The organism is Streptomyces sp. DT2A-34 (assembly GCF_030499515.1).
GTDB lineage: Bacteria > Actinomycetota > Actinomycetes > Streptomycetales > Streptomycetaceae > Streptomyces.
This window is the reverse complement of the sequence record NZ_JASTWJ010000001.1, coordinates 2,877,854-2,894,481: the sequence shown is the minus strand read 5'-3', so window position 1 is coordinate 2,894,481 and position 16,628 is coordinate 2,877,854. Positions and strand designations below refer to the sequence as shown.

Sequence of the window (16,628 nt, the reverse complement as noted above, 5' to 3'; positions counted from 1 at the left end):
ATCAGGCCTACGCCGTTCCGGGCGAGGCGGGCCGCTCCCCGTGCCACGACCGCCACAGCGCCGCATACGCCCCGCCCGCCGCGACCAGGTCGTCGTGCGTGCCGAGCTCGATGAGGCGGCCGTTCTCCATCACGGCCACGCGGTCCGCGTCGTGCGCGGTGTGCAGGCGGTGGGCGATGGCGATGACCGTGCGGCCCTGAAGTACGGCGGCCAGGGCACGCTCGGTGTGGCGGGCGGTCGTCGGGTCGAGCAGGGCCGTCGCCTCGTCGAGGATCAGGGTGTGCGGGTCGGCCAGCACCACGCGGGCGAGGGCGAGCTGCTGGGCCTGCGAGCCGTCCGTACGGCAGCCTCCGTCGCCCAGCGCCGTGTCGAGGCCGTTGGACAGCTCCCGCACCCAGGTGTCGGCGCCGACCGCGGTGAGGGCGGCCCACAACTCCTCGTCCGTGGCGGACGGTTCGGCGATACGGAGGTTGTCGCGGACCGTGCCGAGGAAGACGTGGTGCTCCTGGGTGACCAGGACGACCTGGCGGCGCAGCTGCTCCGGGCCGAGCGCGACGACCGGGACGCCGCCGACCGTGACCGAGCCGGCGGTCGGCGCGTCGACACCGGCCAGGAGTCGGCTGAGGGTCGTCTTCCCGGCGCCCGAGGGGCCGACGACGGCGAGACGCTCGCCCGGCCTCACGGTCAGGTCGACGTCGCTGAGGACCTCGCCGCCGCGGTCGTAGGCGTAGCGCACGCCCGTCACGTCGATCCGGTCGTCCGCGGGGGTCGGCGAGCCGGTCTCCGTCGCCCGCGGGGCTCGGGCCAGGCCCTCCACGCGAGCGAACGAGGCGCCGCTGCTCTGCAGTTGCTCGACCCGCATCAGGATCTCGTCCAGCGGTTCGCTCAGCCGTTGCAGATACAGGGCGGCCGCGACGACCGCGCCCAGGCTCAGCGCGCCCCGCTCCAGCAGCACGCCGCCGAGCAGCAGGACCGTCGCCACGGGGACGACGTACGACACCTCGACGGCCGGGAAGAAGACGGTGCGCAGGAACAGGGTGTGGAACCGGGTGCGGCGGGACGTCTCCAGCGCGTCGCGGCTCGCCGCCACGCGTCGCCGTTCGAGGCGCAGGGCCTCCACCGTGCGGGCGCCGGTCGCGGTCGCCGCGAGGATCTCCGCGACCTCCGATGTGGCGGCCCCCTCGGCGAGGTAGCCGTCGCGGGCGCGGCGCAGGTACCAGCGCATGGCCCACCAGATGCCGCCGAAGCCGAGTACTCCGCAGAGGCCGAGCAAGGGGTCCAGGGTGATGACCGCGGCCAGCAGGAACAGGGCCTGTACGGAGTTGATCAGCAGTTCGGGGCCGACGTCGCGCAGGGTCGTGCCGACGAGGGCGACGTCTGTGGTGCCGCGGGCGGTGAGGTCGCCTGCGCCGGCTCGTTCCACGACGGATGCGGGGAGGGCGAGGGTGCGGTCCACGAATTCCTCGCGGACGCGCGCCAGTGTCCGTTCCCCGAACCTGTGGCCGACGTACCGTGCCCAGCGGGCCAGCAGCAGCTGGGCTGCTGCGGCCATCAGGATGGCCAGGGCCAGTTTGTCGACGGCCGTTACACCGCCGCCGCGTCTGACTTCGTCGATGATGCGGCCCACCAGCCAAGGGCTTGCCAGGCCGGCGATTGCTGCGAGGGAGTTCAGGGCGAGGGTGGCTGTGAAGGCTTTGGTGTCGGCTCGGATCAGGCGGAGGGTGGCTCGGCGGACGTCTTTGGGGGTGGCGATGGGCAGGGTTCGGCGGGCGAGAGCTCGGGACTTGGGGTCGTCTGCCGGGTGCGGGTGCTTCGTGGCTTGTCGCGCAGTTCCCCGCGCTCCTGAGGGGCGCTGCTCTCCCGTCACTTGGCAAGCTCCTCGGCGTTCTCGTCCCGTGCTACCAGGGCTCGGTATCCCGGCTCGCTGTTCATGAGTTCTCGGTGCGTGCCCGTGGCCGCCACCTTGCCGTCGACCAGGAAGTGGACCGTGTCCGCCTGGTCCAGGAGTAAGGGGGACGTCGTCGTCACCACCGTCGTACGGCCCCGCCTTCCCGCGTGCAGGCGTTCCGCGACCCGTGCCTCGGTGTGGGCGTCCAGAGCGGACGTCGGCTCGATCGCCAGCAGTACCTCGGGGTCGGCCAGCAACGCGCGGACCAGGCGGACGCGTTGGCGTTGGCCGCCGGAGAGGTTGCGGCCCTGGGCGTCGATCGGGGTGTCGAGGCCGTCGGGCAGGCCCCGGACGATGTCCTCGGCGACCGCCGTGTGGACCGCCCTTGTGATGGCCGCCTCGTCCAGGCCGTCCGGGCCCGCGTGGCCGGCGATCAGCTCCCGCAGCGTGCCCGCGAACAGGTCGGCCTCGTGGTCGGCGACCAGGACGCGTGCCCGCAGCTGCGGCAACGCGATCTCGCTGAGGGGTACGTCGCCCCAGGTCGCCGCTGAGGGCACGTAGCGGCCGAGGCGGTCCACGACGGCAGTGGCGTCGGCCGGCAGTGCGGCGGCCAGGGCGGTCAGGCGGCCCGGCAGCACCCGCACCCCGGACTCGGGGTCGTGCAGTGCCGCCGGCTCCGCGGGCGCGTCGAGGGTGCCGGTGTCGGGCATCGGCTCCAGGCGCAGGAACCGTACGACTCGCCGCGCCGCCACGATGCCGCGCGAGACCTGGTAGACCATCTCGACGACGAACGCCATCGGGCGGACCAGGACCGCCACATAGCCGTAGACCGACACCAACTCGCCCACCGTGATGGCCCCTTGGGCGGCCAGCCGGGCCGCCAGCCACGTCACCACCGCCAGGAACAGCGTCGGCAGCCCCACCCCGAGCGCCTGCACCCAGCTGGTCACCGCCCCGACCCGGTACCCCTGCGCGCGCAGCCGCTGCGAGTCGCGGTGGAAGGCGTCGGCGACCAGGCCCTTGCCGCCGAGGCCGTTGAGGACGCGCAGGCCGCCCGAGAGGTCGGCGATCCGTGCGGTCAGTACGCCCTGCCGCTCCCGGTACTCGGTCTCGGTGCCTTGCAGCCGGCCGAGCAGGGGGCCGACGAGTACGGCGATCGCCGGCATTCCGAGCAGCACCACGACCGCGATCGGCACCGAAACGGACACCAGCAGCACGGCTACCGCGAAATAGGCGACGATCGCGCCGAAACCGGGGCCGATGACGGTCAGGCAGCTGCTGATCGTGTGGACGTCACCCACCCCGATGGTGACGACCTCCCCGGTCCCGATCCGGCGCGGCAGTGCGGCGCCCAGCCGGACCGACTGCCCGACGAGGACCTTGATGGTGCGGAACAGGGCGTCCATCCGCACCCGCGTCATCGTGCGGTGCCGCATGATGCTCAGCCAGGCGTTGAACACGTGCACCCCGGCCAGCACACCGGTCCAGGCGATCAGCGCCGCGTAGTCACCGGGCGCCAGGCCCTCGTCCACGGCGCGCGAGAGCAGATACGGCGTCGCCGCCAGCAGCACCATCCAGACGGCGGAGATCAGGGACCCGAGGGCGGACCGCCCCGCCTGCTGGGTGACCAGCCACCACAGGTACCGGGCGCTACCGCGACAGTCGGGCTCGCCCGGATCCTCGTACGCGTCGATCATCGTTCCCCCGTGCCTCGTTCCGTGCTCGTGCCGTTCGGCTACGCCAGACTGTCCCGCCACGCCCGGTGCAGATCCGCGAACCTGCCCGTCCCCGCGACGAGTTCGGCCGGTGTGCCGTCCTCGACGATCTTCCCGTCCGCCATGACCAGCACACGGTCCGCGATCTCCACCGTGGACAGCCGATGCGCGATGACGACGGCCGTACGCCCGTGCAGGACCGTCGACATCGCGCGCTGCACGGCCCGCTCGCCCGGGATGTCGAGCGAGCTGGTCGCCTCGTCGAGGATCAGCACGGCCGGATCGGCGAGCAACGCCCTTGCGAACGCGACGAGTTGACGCTGACCGGCGGAGATACGGCCGCCCCGTTTGCGTACGTCGGTGTCGTAGCCGTCGGGCAGCGAGCTGATGAAGTCGTGCGCGCCGATGGCCTTCGCCGCCCGCTCGATCTCCTCGCGGGTGGCGTCGGGCCGGCCGATGGCGATGTTCTCGGCGACCGTGCCGGAGAACAGGAACGCCTCCTGCGTCACCATCACCACCCCGCGCCGCAGTTCGGGCACGGCCAGCTCGCGCAGGTCGACCCCGTCCAGCAGGACCCGTCCTTCGGAGGGGTCGTAGAACCGGGCGAGCAGCTTGGCCAGCGTCGACTTGCCCGCGCCGGTGGAGCCGACGACCGCGACGGTCTGCCCGGCCGGGATCGTGAGGTCGAAGCGGGGCAGCACCTCGCCGCCGGTGCGGTAGCCGAACCGGACGCCGTCGAAGACGACCTCGCGGCCGGGGTGCTCGCTCTCCAGGGCCGGGAGCTGCGTGGGCTCCGACGGCTCGGGCACGGACGGCGTCTGGGCCAGCAGTCCGGCGATCTTCTCCAGGGAGGCCGCCGCCGACTGGTAGGAGTTGAGGAACATGCCGAGGCGGTCGATCGGGTCGTACAGCCGCCGCAGATACAGCACGGCCGCCGCCAGCACACCCAGGGCCAGCGAACCGTTCGCGACCCGGTGGGCGCCCCACAGCACGATCCCCGCGACGGCCGTGTTGGCGACCAGGCGTGAGCCGATGACGTAACGGGCCATCTCCAGCAGCGCGTCGCCGTTCGTCCGCTCGTGCCGCTTGTTGAGTACGGCGAAGTCGGCGTCGTTGGCGGCCTCGCGACGGAAGGCGCGCACCGGGCGGATGCCGTTCATGGTCTCGACGAACTTGACGATCACGGCGGCGATCGCGGTGGACCGCAGCCGGTACACCCGCTTGGCGCGCCGCTGGTACAGCCGCACGAGCCCGTACAACGGCACGAACGACGCGACCGCGACCGCACCGAGGCCCAGGTCCAGCCAGAGCAGCATCGCCGAGATGTAGACGAAGGACAGGATGACGGTGACGAGTTCCTGCAGGCCCTCGCTGAGCAGTTCGCGCAGGGACTCCACGTCCGTGGTGGAGCGGGAGATGAGCCGTCCCGAGGTGTAGCGCTCGTGGAAGTCGATGCTCAGGGCCTGGGCATGGCGGAAGATACGGCCGCGCAGGTCGAGCAGCACGTCCTGGTTGACGCGGGCGGAGGCGAGGATGAACGCGTACTGCAGGGCCCCGGCGGCCGCGGCGCACAGCAGGTAGCCGACGGCGACGGCGATGACCGGCCCGTGGTCGGCGCGCCGGAACGCCGGTACGGCCTCGTCGATGGCGTACGCGACGAGCAGCGGGCCCGCCTGGACGGCCGCCTGCTGGAGCAGCAGGAGCAGCGTGGTGAAGGCGACGTGGGCCTTCATCGGGGCGAGCAGGGAGCGCAGGAGGGCGGCGGTGGCGCCCGGGGGAGTGGGCAGGACGTCGCGGTCGAAGAGGTCGCGGGCGTCGCCGGACTGGTTCTTCGGGCTGTCCTTGGCCGGGGCGTCGGCCGTGGTGGGTGCCGTCATCGGTGGGCCTCCTCGCCGGTTCCGTCCGCTCTGTCTGCTCTGTCTGCTTCATCCGCACCGTCCGTGCCGTCCGCACCGTCCGTGCCGTCCACGCCGGACATGAGATGGGCGTACTCGGCGTTGCCGCGCAGCAGTTCGTGATGGGTGCCGACGGCGGTGATACGGCCGCCGGAGAGCAGGGCGACGCGGTCGGCGAGCAGCACGGTGGACGGGCGGTGGGCCACGATGAGGGCGGTGGTCTCGGCGAGCACCTCCCGCAGGGCGGCCTCGACGGCGGCCTCGGTGTGCACGTCGAGCGCGGAGAGCGGATCGTCGAGGACGAGGAAGCGGGGCCGGCCGACGACGGCCCGCGCGAGCGCCAGCCGCTGCCGCTGACCACCGGAGAGGCTGAGGCCCTGCTCACCGACCTGGGTGTCGGTGCCCTGCGGAAGCGCGTGGGCGAAGTCGGCCTGCGCGACCCCGAGCGCCCGCTCCAACTCGGCTCTCCCGGCGCCGCCCTCGGCCCCCATCAGCACGTTCTCCCCCACGCTGGCCGAGAAGAGCGTGGGCTCCTCGAAGGCGACGGCGACGAGCGAGCGCAGCTCTTCGCGGGTCATCGCGGTGATGTCCTCGCCGTCGAGCGTGATCCGCCCGGACGTCAGCTCGTGCAGCCGGGGCACGAGCGCGGTGAGCGTGGTCTTCCCGCTGCCGGTGGCCCCGACGAGGGCCATGGACTCGCCGGGGCGGATGTGCAGGTCGATGTGGTCGAGGACGGGAGGGGAGCCGGAGGGGGCGTCGGGGTAGCGGAACCGCACGTCGTGGAAGCGCAGTCCGAGGCCGGCGCGGTCGTCCGCCGCTGCCCGGACCCCCGGGTCCTCGGGCTTCTCGTCCATCACCTCGAAGTAGCGCTCGGTCGCGGTCGCCGCCTCCTGACTCATCGCCAGCAGGAACCCGATCGACTCCACGGGCCACCGCAGCGCGAGAGCCGTCGACAGGAACGCGACCAACGTGCCGGCCGACAACACCCCGTCGGCGACCTGCACCACCCCCAACACCAGGGCCGCCCCGATGGCGACCTCCGGCAGCGTCACGATGACCGCCCAGATGACGGCCAGCAGGCGGGCCTTGCGCAACTCCGTGCCCCGCAGCGTCCGCGACAGCTCACGGAACGCGCGCGCCTGACTGCGATGCCGCCCGAACCCCTTGATGATCCGGATCCCGAGCACGCTCTCCTCGACGACCGTCGTCAGGTCGCCGACCTGGTCCTGCGCGCGCCGTGCCACGGCGGCGTACCGCTTCTCGAAGGCGAAGCACATCGCCATCATCGGCACGGCGGGAGCGAGGATCACCAGCCCCAGCGTCCAGTCCTGAAGCAGCATGATGATCACGCCGACGAGGATGGTCACGCTGTTGACCAGCAGGAATGTCAGCGGAAACGCGAGGAACATACGCAGCAGCATCAGATCGGTCGTGCCCCGCGACAGCAACTGCCCCGACGGCCACCGGTCGTGGAAGGCCACCGGCAGCCGCTGCAGATGCCGGTACAGATCCGCCCGCATCCCCGCCTCGACGCCCGCCAGCGGCCGCGCCACCAGCCACCGCCGCAGCCCGAACAGCAGCGCCTCCCCGAGCCCGAGCAGCAGCAGATACAGCGCCCCGAGCCACACGCCGGCCGGATCCCGGTCGGTGACGGGCCCGTCCACCATCCACTTCAGGACGAGCGGAATGACGAGCCCCGCACACGAGGCGAGCACGGCCACGAACGCGGCCGTGAACAACCGCACCCGCACCGGCCGGACGTACGGCCACAGGCGCAGCAGCGTACGTACGGCGGAACGGTCGGACCGGTCGGATCGGTCGGATCGGCCAGAGCTGTCCTCGGCGGTTGCACCTGTCGTCACCATCATCAGCGAGCCTACGGATCGCCACTGACACTGCCCACCGAGTTTTGGCCGGTCCGCGATCGGCCGCTGGACCTACGACCTGCGCGTTCGAGCGGTCGTACAGACCAGACGCGATACCTCCCGGGGACTGAAGCCCCGGGGTTCCTCACGTGATTCCGCTGAAACGCCACCGTCAGCAAACCACCGTCAGCAAACCACCGTCAGCAAACCGCCGTCAGCGAACCACCCGCAGCAGCAGCACCGCCCGCGCCGGCACCGTGATCGCCGCCCCCGCCCGGTGCTCCACCCCCGGCGCCTCCCCCTGCTCCTCCCGCGACGTGTCGACGACCACCTCGTACCGCTGCGCCCACGGCGGCCCCGGCAGCACGAAACTCACCGGCTGGTCCCCGGCGTGCAGGACGGCCAGGAAGCTGTCGTCGAGGATCGGCGCCCCCCGCTCGTCCCGCCCCGGGATGTCCCGCCCGGACAGATACATGCCCAGTGTGGCGGCGGGCGCGTACCAGTCCCGTTCCGTCATCTCCGAGCCGCGCAGGGTGAACCAGGCCAGGTCCCGCAGCCCGTCGGCCGAGTGCGCCCGCCCGGAGAAGAACGCCCGCCGCCGCAGCACGGGATGCCGGTGCCGCAGCTCGATCAGCCGGGAGGTCAGGTCGAACAGCGCCTTCCAGCCCGGGTCCTGAAGCAGCCCCCAGTCCAGCCAGCTGATCTCGTTGTCCTGGCAGTAGGCGTTGTTGTTGCCCCGCTGGGTGCGCCCCAGCTCATCCCCCGCGACCAGCATCGGCACGCCCGTCGACAGCAGCAGGGTCGTCAGCAGGTTCCGCAGTTGCCGCCGCCGCAGCGCCCGTACGCGCTCGTCGTCCGTCTCGCCCTCGGCCCCGCAGTTCCAGGACCGGTTGTCGTTCGACCCGTCCCGGTTGCCCTCCCCGTTCGCCTCGTTGTGCTTGCGTTCGTACGAGACCAGGTCCCGCAGCGTGAAACCGTCGTGCGCGGTCACGAAGTTGACGGAGGCGTACGGCCGCCGCCCGCCCCACGCGTACAGGTCGCTCGACCCCGACAGGCGGTACCCCAGATCCCGCACGTCCGGCAGCGCGCCCCGCCAGTAGTCCCGTATGGCATTGCGGTAGCGGTCGTTCCACTCCGTCCACAGCGGCGGGAAGGCGCCCACCTGATATCCGCCCGACCCCACGTCCCACGGCTCGGCGATCAGTTTCACCCGCCGCAGCACCGGATCCTGCGCGATCACCGCCAGAAACGGCGACAGCATGTCGACGTCGTGCATGGAGCGGGCCAGTGCGGCCGCCAGGTCGAACCGGAAACCGTCCACCCCCATCTCCGTCACCCAGTACCGCAGCGAGTCGGTGATGAGCCGCAGCACGTGCGGCTGGACGACGTGCAGCGTGTTCCCGCAGCCCGTGTAGTCCGCGTACCGGCGCGCGTCCGACTGCAGCCGGTAGTACCCCCGGTTGTCGATGCCCTTCAGCGACAGCGTCGGGCCCAGCTCGCCCGCCTCCGCGGTGTGGTTGTAGACGACGTCGAGGATGACCTCGATCCCGGCCGCGTGCAGCGCACGCACCATCCGCTTGAACTCGCCGACCTGCTGACCGGTCGTACCGGAGGCGGCGTAGGCGGCGTGCGGGGCGAAGTAGCCGATGGAGTTGTAGCCCCAGTAGTTGCGCAGGCCCTTGCGGAGCAGATGGTCCTCGTGCGCGAACTGGTGCACCGGCAGCAGCTCCACGGCCGTCACGCCCAGCTTGACCAGGTGCTCGACGGCCGCCGGGTGCGCGAGACCGGCGTACGTGCCCCGCAGCTCCTCCGGAATCCCGGGGTGCAGCTTCGTGAACCCCCGTACATGCACCTCGTAGATCACCGAGTCGGCCCACGGCGTCTTCGGCCGGCGGTCGTCCGCCCAGTCGTAGTCATCGTGGACGACGACACCCTTCGGGACGTACGGCGCCGAGTCCCGGTCGTCGCGCACGGTGTCGGCGACATGCTGCTGGGGCCAGTCCCGGACATGCCCGTACACCTCGGGCGGCAGACTGAAGTCGCCGTCCACCGCGCGCGCGTACGGGTCGAGGAGCAGCTTCGCCGGGTTCCAGCGGCCGCCGGTCCACGGGTCCCAGCGGCCGTGCACCCGGTAGCCGTAGCGCTGCCCCGGCATGACTCCCGGCACGAAGCCGTGCCAGATCTCGTGCGTCAGTTCGGTGAGCCTGGCCCGCGTCTCCCTGATCTCATCGCCTCGCTCGTCGAAGAGACACAGCTCGACCGCCTCCGCTCCCCCCGCCCACAGCGCGAAGTTGGTGCCCGCCACCCCGTCCGGGCCGACCCGGAAGCGGGCGCCGAGCGGCACGGGCGTGCCCGGCCACACGGGCACGGCAGGGGCCTTGCGCCGCGCGCCGTTCACGACGGCGGCCGGGCGCCCCTCCTCAGCGGCGACCGCACCGGCCACCGCCTCCTGCTCGGCTGCGCTCGACACCTGTCGGCCTCCCACGGCTCAGGGACCACACGAATGGGGAGGAAGAGCCCACGGTGTCCCGTCCGCGGCTCCCCGTCGCGTCGTCCTCCCCACTGTTCTGCCCACCGGGTGGCTCGCACTCACGTTTCCCCAGGGCCGCCCCGGTCGTTGGGGTCTTCGTGAGGCACGTACAAGGGCGCGCGCGGCGCGCGGGGGCCGTGTTGGCCGCCGTACTGACATGGGCCGGCCTGCTGGCCGGGGTGGCCGGCTGCACTGCGGACGGCGGTGGCGTCGACCAGATGCTGGGCAAACCGCCGGCGCCCGAGGACGTCATCCGGGTCACGCCCGACGACCGCAGCAAGGGCGTACGCCCCGACGACAGGCTGCTCGTCCGCGTGGCCGACGGGCGCCTGGAGTCCGTCGAGGTCGTCAAGTCCCAGGACGCCCAGGAGTCCCCGGTGCCCGGGCACATCTCCGAGGACGGCCGGCGCTGGGAGCCCGAGGACCCGGGGCTCGCGCTGGCCGCCAAGTACACGATCGACGCGGTGGCCGTAGACGGCCAGGGGCGTCGCAGCGCACGGCACACGACCTTCACCACGTACGTCCCCGAAGAGCGGTTCATCGGATACGTCACCCCGGAGAACCGCTCCACCGTCGGCACCGGAATGATCGTCTCCCTGGAGTTCAACCGCGAGATCGAGAACCGGGCGGCCGTCGAACGCGCCGTGCAGGTGACCGCCGAGCCGGCCGTGGACATCCGCCCGCACTGGTTCGGCAGGGCCCGCCTCGACTTCCGCCCCGAGCACTACTGGAAACCCGGCACCCAGGTCACCGTCGCGCTGCGCCTGCGGGACGTCGAGGGCGCGCCCGGCGTGTACGGACTGCAGTACAAGACGTTCTCCTTCACCGTCGGCCGCCACCAGGTCTCCCTGGTCGACGCGGCCCGGCACACCATGGAGGTACGGCGCGATGGCGAGCTGCTCACCACCGTGCCGATCACGGCCGGCGCACCCAAGAACACCACGTACAACGGCAAGATGGTGGTCACCGAGATGCTCGAGCTGACCCGGATGAACGGCGCCACGGTCGGCTTCAAGAAGGCCAACGGCAAGAGCGAGTACGACATCCCGGACGTCCCGCACGCCATGCGCCTCACCGACTCCGGCACCTTCCTGCACGGCAACTACTGGGCGGACGCCTCGGTCTTCGGACGGAGCAATGTCAGCCATGGGTGCGTGGGGCTCAGGGACGTCAAGGGCGGCGGCTCCGAGACGCCCGCGGGCTGGTTCTTCGACCGCAGCCTGATCGGGGACGTCGTCGAGGTCGTCCGCAGCAACGACAAAAAGGTCGCTCCCGACAATGGCCTCGGAGGCTGGAATATGGGCTGGAAGGAGTGGAAGGCAGGGAGTGCGGTGAAGTAACAGGAAAGGGGGGCGAGTTGCTCGACCAACCGGCTATCTGCCGATGTTGGAACGGAACGGTGACAAACGCGCGGCGCCGACGCCGATGACCTTGTGGTTAATATGCGCCGGTGCGCGCGGCAAACGCGCGGGGGCGCGGGCCTGACCAGGCCCGGGGAGGGGAGAAGGACTTGAACGTGCGGCCGATATCGGGGGCGTCGGTTGACGCGCGCGGGAGGCAGGGGCGCAAGGGGCTGGCGGCACTGGCCGGAGTGCTGCTGCTCGCCGTCACCGCGTGCGGCGGGGGCGGGGGATCGGACTCGGGGTCCGGCGACGGCAAGGGCAAGGACTCCGGCACGGCCGAGGCCAAGAAGTCCCAGGCCGTCGTGACCATAGCTCCGGGCGACGGCGCCAAGTCCGTCGACACCAGCGGCGCGCTGAAGGTGACGGCGGCCAAGGGCAAGCTGACGGACGTCGAGGTCAAGGACGCCAAGGGCAACGCGATCGACGGCAAGATATCCGGCGACGGCGCCACCTGGACGCCGTCCACGCACCTCGCCGCCGCCACGGCGTACACGGTGCACGCGGTCGCCAAGGACGCCGAGGGCCTGGAGGCGGCAGAGGAGGCCGACTTCACCACCCTGACCCCGAAGAACACCTTCCTCGGCACCTTCACGCCGGAGGACGGCTCCAAGGTCGGCGTCGGAATGCCGTTCTCCCTCCGCTTCACCCGGGGCATCACCAACCCCGAGGACGTCGAGAAGGCCATCACCATCAAGACGGAGCCGGCTGTCGAGGTCGCGGGCCACTGGTTCGGCAACGATCGCCTCGACTTCCGTCCCGAGAAGTACTGGAAGGCCGGCACGAAGGTCACGGTCGACCTCAACCTCGACGGCGTCGAGGGCCGCCCCGGCGTCTACGGCGAACAGGACAAGAAGGTCTCCTTCACCATCGGCCGCAACCAGGTCTCGGTCGTCGACGTGAAGACCAAGAAGATGAAGGTCACACAGGACGGCAAGGTCATCAAGACCATCCCCGTCACCACCGGCAAGCCCGGGTACGACACCTGGAACGGCCAGATGGTCATGACCGAGAAGTTCGTCGAGACCCGCATGAACGGCGACACCGTCGGCTACGACGGCGAGTACGACATCGCGGACGTCCCGCACGCCACCCGCCTGACCGACTCCGGCACGTTCATCCACGGCAACTACTGGGGCGGCGGCGCCTTCGGCAACTACAACGCCAGCCACGGCTGCATCGGCCTGCGCGACGTCAAGGGCGCCTACGACGGCAGCACGCCGGCCGCGTGGTTCTTCAACCACTCGATGATCGGCGACGTGGTGGTCGTGAAGAACTCCAACGACGCGACGGTCGCTCCCGACAACGGCCTGAACGGCTGGAACATGCCGTGGGAGAAGTGGAAGGCGTAGGGAAGGCGCAGGAAGACGTAGGGAAGGCGTAGGCCTACGGCGATCCGTGGCCCCGGTGTGAGGTACTGCACCGGGGCCGCAGCCGTTAATCCCCGTTAACCTGCCTCCATGACCGTGAATCTCGAAGTCGCCGAAGGCGTCGGCACCCTCCGCCTCGACCGTCCGCCCATGAACGCGCTGGACGTCGCCACCCAGGACAGGCTCAAGGAACTCGCCGAGGAGGCGGGCCGTCGTGACGACGTACGGGCCGTGGTGATCTACGGCGGGGAGAAGGTGTTCGCGGCCGGCGCGGACATCAAGGAGATGCAGGCCATGGACCACACGGCGATGGTCCTGCGCGCACGGGCCCTGCAGGAGTCGTTCACGGCGGTGGCCCGGATCCCGAAGCCGGTCGTGGCGGCCGTGACGGGCTACGCGCTCGGCGGCGGCTGCGAGTTGGCGCTGTGCGCGGACTACCGGATCGCCGGGGACAACGCCAAGCTGGGCCAGCCGGAGATCCTGCTGGGACTGATCCCGGGCGCGGGTGGCACCCAGCGGCTGGCCCGCCTGATCGGCCCGTCGAAGGCGAAGGACCTGATCTTCACGGGCCGTATGGTGAAGGCCGACGAGGCGCGGGAGCTGGGCTTGGTGGACCGCGTGGTGGCGCCGGACCAGGTCTACGCCGAGGCGCACGCCTGGGCGGCGAAGCTGGCGCAGGGTCCGGCGATCGCGCTGCGTGCGGCGAAGGAGTCGATCGACACGGGCCTGGAGACGGACATCGAGACGGGCCTCGCGGTGGAACGGGGCTGGTTCGCGGGGCTGTTCGCGACGGAGGACCGTGAGCGGGGGATGCGGAGCTTCGTGGAGGAGGGCCCGGGCAAGGCGAAGTTCCTCTGACGGCCGGCGAGAGCCGATGGGCGAGACCCGGCACAAGTCCGGCCCGAAACTCCCCCGAACCACTTGCAATTGACGGGATGTCTGATCCGGGTCCCTCGATGGGGCGGTTTATGGCAGCCTTAAGGCAACCTTAAGCGTGCCTTGTCGAGGGAGCCCGTCGATTGCCTGCAACAGACCCTTCGTCGCAGGTCAGAGGGGCTGTGGGCGATGCCGAACTGCCACTGTCATATGCCAAAGGGGTCCGCCGGAATGGGGGATTCCGGGGGGCGTATTCCGCCGGAACGGCCCCGGAGGGCCCTGTCGGCGGCCATGATGGGGGCATGGCGGGGCTGGAGGGTATCGAACAGCCGCGGGGACACAGCCGTGCTGCCGCGGCGCGCTGGTCGCCGGCGGCCGAGGACGAAGCTGCCTCCAAGGTTTTGGAGCTGTTCGGCAATCCCACGGAGGCGGAGGTTCCGCTCCCGTCCCGCCCCGAGTCCGCGGCGACGGCGCGGCGGCTGGCCCAGGTGGTGGTCCTGCGCCAGTGGGGCCTGACCCCGAAGATGACGGAGGACGCGGTCCTGCTCGTCTCCGAACTGGTCGGCAACGCCGTCCGCCACACCGGCGCCCGCGTCTTCGGCCTCCGCATGCGCCGCCGCCGAGGCTGGATCCGCATCGAGGTCCGCGACCCTTCCCGCGGCCTGCCCTGCCTGATGCCGGTCCAGGAGATGGACATCAGCGGCCGGGGCCTGTTCCTGGTGGACAAACTCGCCGACCGCTGGGGCGTGGACCTGCTGCCACGCGGCAAGACGACATGGTTCGAGATGAGGGTGGCAGACCGCTAGCCCGCGCCTCTCGGCCTACCGGGTGCCCCGCGCCTGCGGCCGACCCCGCGCCATTCCTGGCCCTGGGGCCGACCGGCATCACCCAGCCCGTCCGGCGTTTGAGGAGGAGGCCGTTCAGGGCCGAAGGCGGGATCCAGGGGGCGGCAGCCCCCTGGCGGGGTCGAAGGGGCGGAGCCCCTTCAAGGATGGGACGGGCAGGGGCGGCGGGGGTGAGAACAACCAGGCAGCGACGACCCGAACAGACCGCTTATCGAGTGAATCGTGCGTTTTTAGACGTAATCCTCATTAAATGGTCGAGTGATCACTACCGATCGCCGCTCCGGCCGCACGGCCCCGGTCGCCGCCCTCCCGCCGTACTGGAAGAACTGCCGATGAACCTCCTCCACCGCACCCTCCTCGCCGGCGTAGGCCTACTCGCGCTCGCCGCCTGCGGCACCGAGTCCGCCAAGGACAAGCCCCGGCCCGCCCCCGAGCCCCCCGGCGGCACCCAGGCCGCCATCCCCGCCCCACCGGAGAAGAAGCCCCTCGACGGCCTCCCCGGCATGCCCCCCGTCCTCGACCCGAAGGACGTCTACGCCGCCGACCGCCCCAACAAGCTCTCCCCGGTCGTCAAGGACTTCCCGTCCCGCGTCTACGTCCCCAACACCGAGTCGGACACCGTCTCCGTCATCGACCCGAAGACGTACGAGATCATCGAGACGATCCCCGTAGGCCGCCAGCCCCAGCACGTCGTCCCGTCCTGGGACCTGAAGACCCTCTGGGTCAACAACAACCGCGGCCACACCCTCACCCCCATCGACCCGAAGACGGGAAAGGCGGGCAAGCCGGTCGAGGTCCACGACCCCTACAACCTCTACTTCACCCCCAACGGCAAGTACGCCGTCGTCATGGCCTCCCTCGACCGCGAACTCGTCTTCCGCGACCCCCACACCATGAAGCGGATCAAGACCGAGCCGGTCACCTGCTACGGCGTCAACCACGCCGACTTCTCCCTCGACGGCCGCTACTTCATCGTCTCCTGCGAGTTCAGCGGCGAGCTGCTGAAGGTCGACACGGAGAGCATGAAGGTCGTAGGACAGCAGAAACTGCCCTTCGACGGAGCCATGCCGCAGGACGTGAAGGTCTCCCCGGACGGCAAGAGGTTCTACATCGCCGACATGATGGCCGACGGCATGTGGGTCCTGGACGGCGACAAGTTCACCGAGCCCACCCTCCTGCCCACCGGCAAGGGCTGCCACGGCCTCTACGTCAGCCGCGACTCGCGCGAGATGTACGTCTCCAACCGCGGCGAGGGCAGCGTCTCCGTCTTCGACTTCACCAAGAACAAGCTCACCAAGAAGTGGCACCTCCCCGACGGCGGCAGCCCCGACATGGGCGGCGTCTCCGCCGACGGCAAGGTGCTGTGGCTGTCGGGCCGCTACGACGCCGAGGTGTACGCCATCGACACCCGCACCGGCGAGCAACTCGCCCGTATCCCCGTCGGCAGCGGCCCGCACGGCCTCGCCGTCTACCCGCAGCCGGGCCGCTACTCCCTCGGCCACACCGGCATCTTCCGTTAGCCGAAGCCCAGTTGACCTGCGGTCAGTGGACACGCCGCCGTACGGGTGACGGTCCACGACTCGCCGCCACGGGCCCGGGATCGTGCTCCTCATGATCACAACTCGCCTGCGGCGGCGGGCCGCTGCCGCCGTCCTGTCCCTCTCGGCCGTCCTCGCGACGACGGCCGCCACGGCTCCCGAGACCGTCCCCGCCTCGGCTCGCACGACCGCCGTCAAGGCCGCCGCCCCCGCCCCGGCCGCCTGCCCCGTCCAGTACGACGACAAGGTCAAGGCCGCCGTCGACCGCCGTGTCGACGTCGACCGCATCACTCCCGAGCCCGCGTGGCGCACCACCTGCGGCACGCTCTACCGGGCCGACGGCCGCGGCCCGAACATCGTCTTCGAGGAGGGCTTCAAGCCCAAGGACGTCGTGAACGGCCAGTACGACCTGGAGCAGTACGTCCTGGTCAACCAGCCCTCCCCGTACGTGTCCACGAGCTACGACCACGACCTGTACAAGAACTGGTGGAAGTCGGGCTGGAACTACTACATCGACGCCCCCGGCGGCATCGACGTCAACAAGACCATCGGCGACACCCACAAATGGGCCGACCAGGTCGAGGTCGCCTTCCCCGGCGGGATCGCCCGGAAGTACATCATCGGCGTCTGTCCGGTGAACAAGACGACCAAGGTCGAGATCATGAGCGGCTGCCAGAGCAACCCGCACTACGAGGCCTGGCACTGA

General features: G+C 70.8%; 11 protein-coding genes. 6 read left to right on the top strand and 5 right to left on the bottom strand.

Annotation, left to right across the window (positions count from 1 at the left end):
- Positions 1 to 7: 7 nt before the first annotated feature.
- From QQM39_RS12475 to glgX, 5 genes are all read right to left on the bottom strand, one after another.
- Entirely contained in the window at positions 8 to 1,759 is a 1,752-nt protein-coding gene (locus tag QQM39_RS12475) for an ABC transporter ATP-binding protein (RefSeq protein ID WP_302003562.1), read from the bottom strand.
- A gap of 104 nt (positions 1,760 to 1,863) precedes the next feature.
- A complete protein-coding gene (locus QQM39_RS12470) occupies positions 1,864 to 3,585 on the bottom strand; it encodes an ABC transporter ATP-binding protein (protein ID WP_301996759.1) in 1,722 nt (573 codons plus the stop codon).
- Between the two features lie 38 nt (positions 3,586 to 3,623).
- On the bottom strand, positions 3,624 to 5,480 hold the full coding sequence (locus tag QQM39_RS12465; protein ID WP_301996757.1) for an ABC transporter ATP-binding protein: 1,857 nt from the start codon (positions 5,478 to 5,480) through the stop codon (positions 3,624 to 3,626).
- Positions 5,477 to 7,363 carry an ABC transporter ATP-binding protein gene (locus QQM39_RS12460; protein WP_301996756.1) on the bottom strand — a complete coding sequence of 629 codons (1,887 nt, stop codon included), beginning with the start codon at positions 7,361 to 7,363 and terminating at the stop codon, positions 5,477 to 5,479. The genes QQM39_RS12465 and QQM39_RS12460 overlap by 4 nt, the downstream gene beginning before the upstream one ends.
- Positions 7,364 to 7,577: 214 nt before the next feature.
- Positions 7,578 to 9,833, bottom strand: a complete 2,256-nt coding sequence (glgX, locus tag QQM39_RS12455) for a glycogen debranching protein GlgX (RefSeq protein ID WP_301996755.1) — start codon at positions 9,831 to 9,833, stop codon at positions 7,578 to 7,580.
- Between the two features lie 158 nt (positions 9,834 to 9,991).
- Between glgX and QQM39_RS12450 the strand changes: the two genes are divergently transcribed.
- From QQM39_RS12450 to QQM39_RS12425, 6 genes are all read left to right on the top strand, one after another.
- Positions 9,992 to 11,233: an Ig-like domain-containing protein gene (locus tag QQM39_RS12450; protein WP_301996754.1), complete on the top strand. Its 1,242-nt coding sequence runs from the start codon at positions 9,992 to 9,994 to the stop codon at positions 11,231 to 11,233.
- Between the two features lie 170 nt (positions 11,234 to 11,403).
- The gene (locus tag QQM39_RS12445; protein ID WP_301996752.1) at positions 11,404 to 12,645 is read left to right on the top strand and encodes an Ig-like domain-containing protein; all 1,242 of its coding nucleotides are present in this window, start codon (positions 11,404 to 11,406) and stop codon (positions 12,643 to 12,645) included.
- 108 nt (positions 12,646 to 12,753) lie between these two features.
- Complete coding sequence (locus QQM39_RS12440) at positions 12,754 to 13,521, top strand: enoyl-CoA hydratase/isomerase family protein (protein ID WP_128437360.1); 768 nt, start codon at positions 12,754 to 12,756, stop codon at positions 13,519 to 13,521.
- A gap of 320 nt (positions 13,522 to 13,841) precedes the next feature.
- Positions 13,842 to 14,345 (top strand): ATP-binding protein, encoded by a 504-nt coding sequence (locus tag QQM39_RS12435; RefSeq protein WP_301996750.1) that lies wholly within the window; start codon positions 13,842 to 13,844, stop codon positions 14,343 to 14,345.
- A gap of 371 nt (positions 14,346 to 14,716) precedes the next feature.
- The gene (locus QQM39_RS12430; protein WP_301996749.1) at positions 14,717 to 15,904 is read left to right on the top strand and encodes a YncE family protein; all 1,188 of its coding nucleotides are present in this window, start codon (positions 14,717 to 14,719) and stop codon (positions 15,902 to 15,904) included.
- A 91-nt stretch (positions 15,905 to 15,995) separates the two neighbouring features.
- Positions 15,996 to 16,628, top strand: a complete 633-nt coding sequence (locus QQM39_RS12425) for an ADP-ribosyltransferase (protein WP_301996748.1) — start codon at positions 15,996 to 15,998, stop codon at positions 16,626 to 16,628.

Excerpts from the sequence above, each read along its gene's own strand:
- QQM39_RS12470 (WP_301996759.1), bottom strand. The coding sequence starts at position 3,585 with ATGATCGACGCGTACGAGGATCCGGGCGAGCCCGACTGTCGCGGTAGC.
- QQM39_RS12465 (WP_301996757.1), bottom strand. The coding sequence starts at position 5,480 with ATGACGGCACCCACCACGGCCGACGCCCCGGCCAAGGACAGCCCGAAG.
- QQM39_RS12460 (WP_301996756.1), bottom strand. The coding sequence starts at position 7,363 with ATGGTGACGACAGGTGCAACCGCCGAGGACAGCTCTGGCCGATCCGAC.
- QQM39_RS12440 (WP_128437360.1), top strand. The coding sequence starts at position 12,754 with ATGACCGTGAATCTCGAAGTCGCCGAAGGCGTCGGCACCCTCCGCCTC.
- QQM39_RS12435 (WP_301996750.1), top strand. The coding sequence starts at position 13,842 with ATGGCGGGGCTGGAGGGTATCGAACAGCCGCGGGGACACAGCCGTGCT.
- QQM39_RS12430 (WP_301996749.1), top strand. The coding sequence starts at position 14,717 with ATGAACCTCCTCCACCGCACCCTCCTCGCCGGCGTAGGCCTACTCGCG.
- QQM39_RS12425 (WP_301996748.1), top strand. The coding sequence starts at position 15,996 with ATGATCACAACTCGCCTGCGGCGGCGGGCCGCTGCCGCCGTCCTGTCC.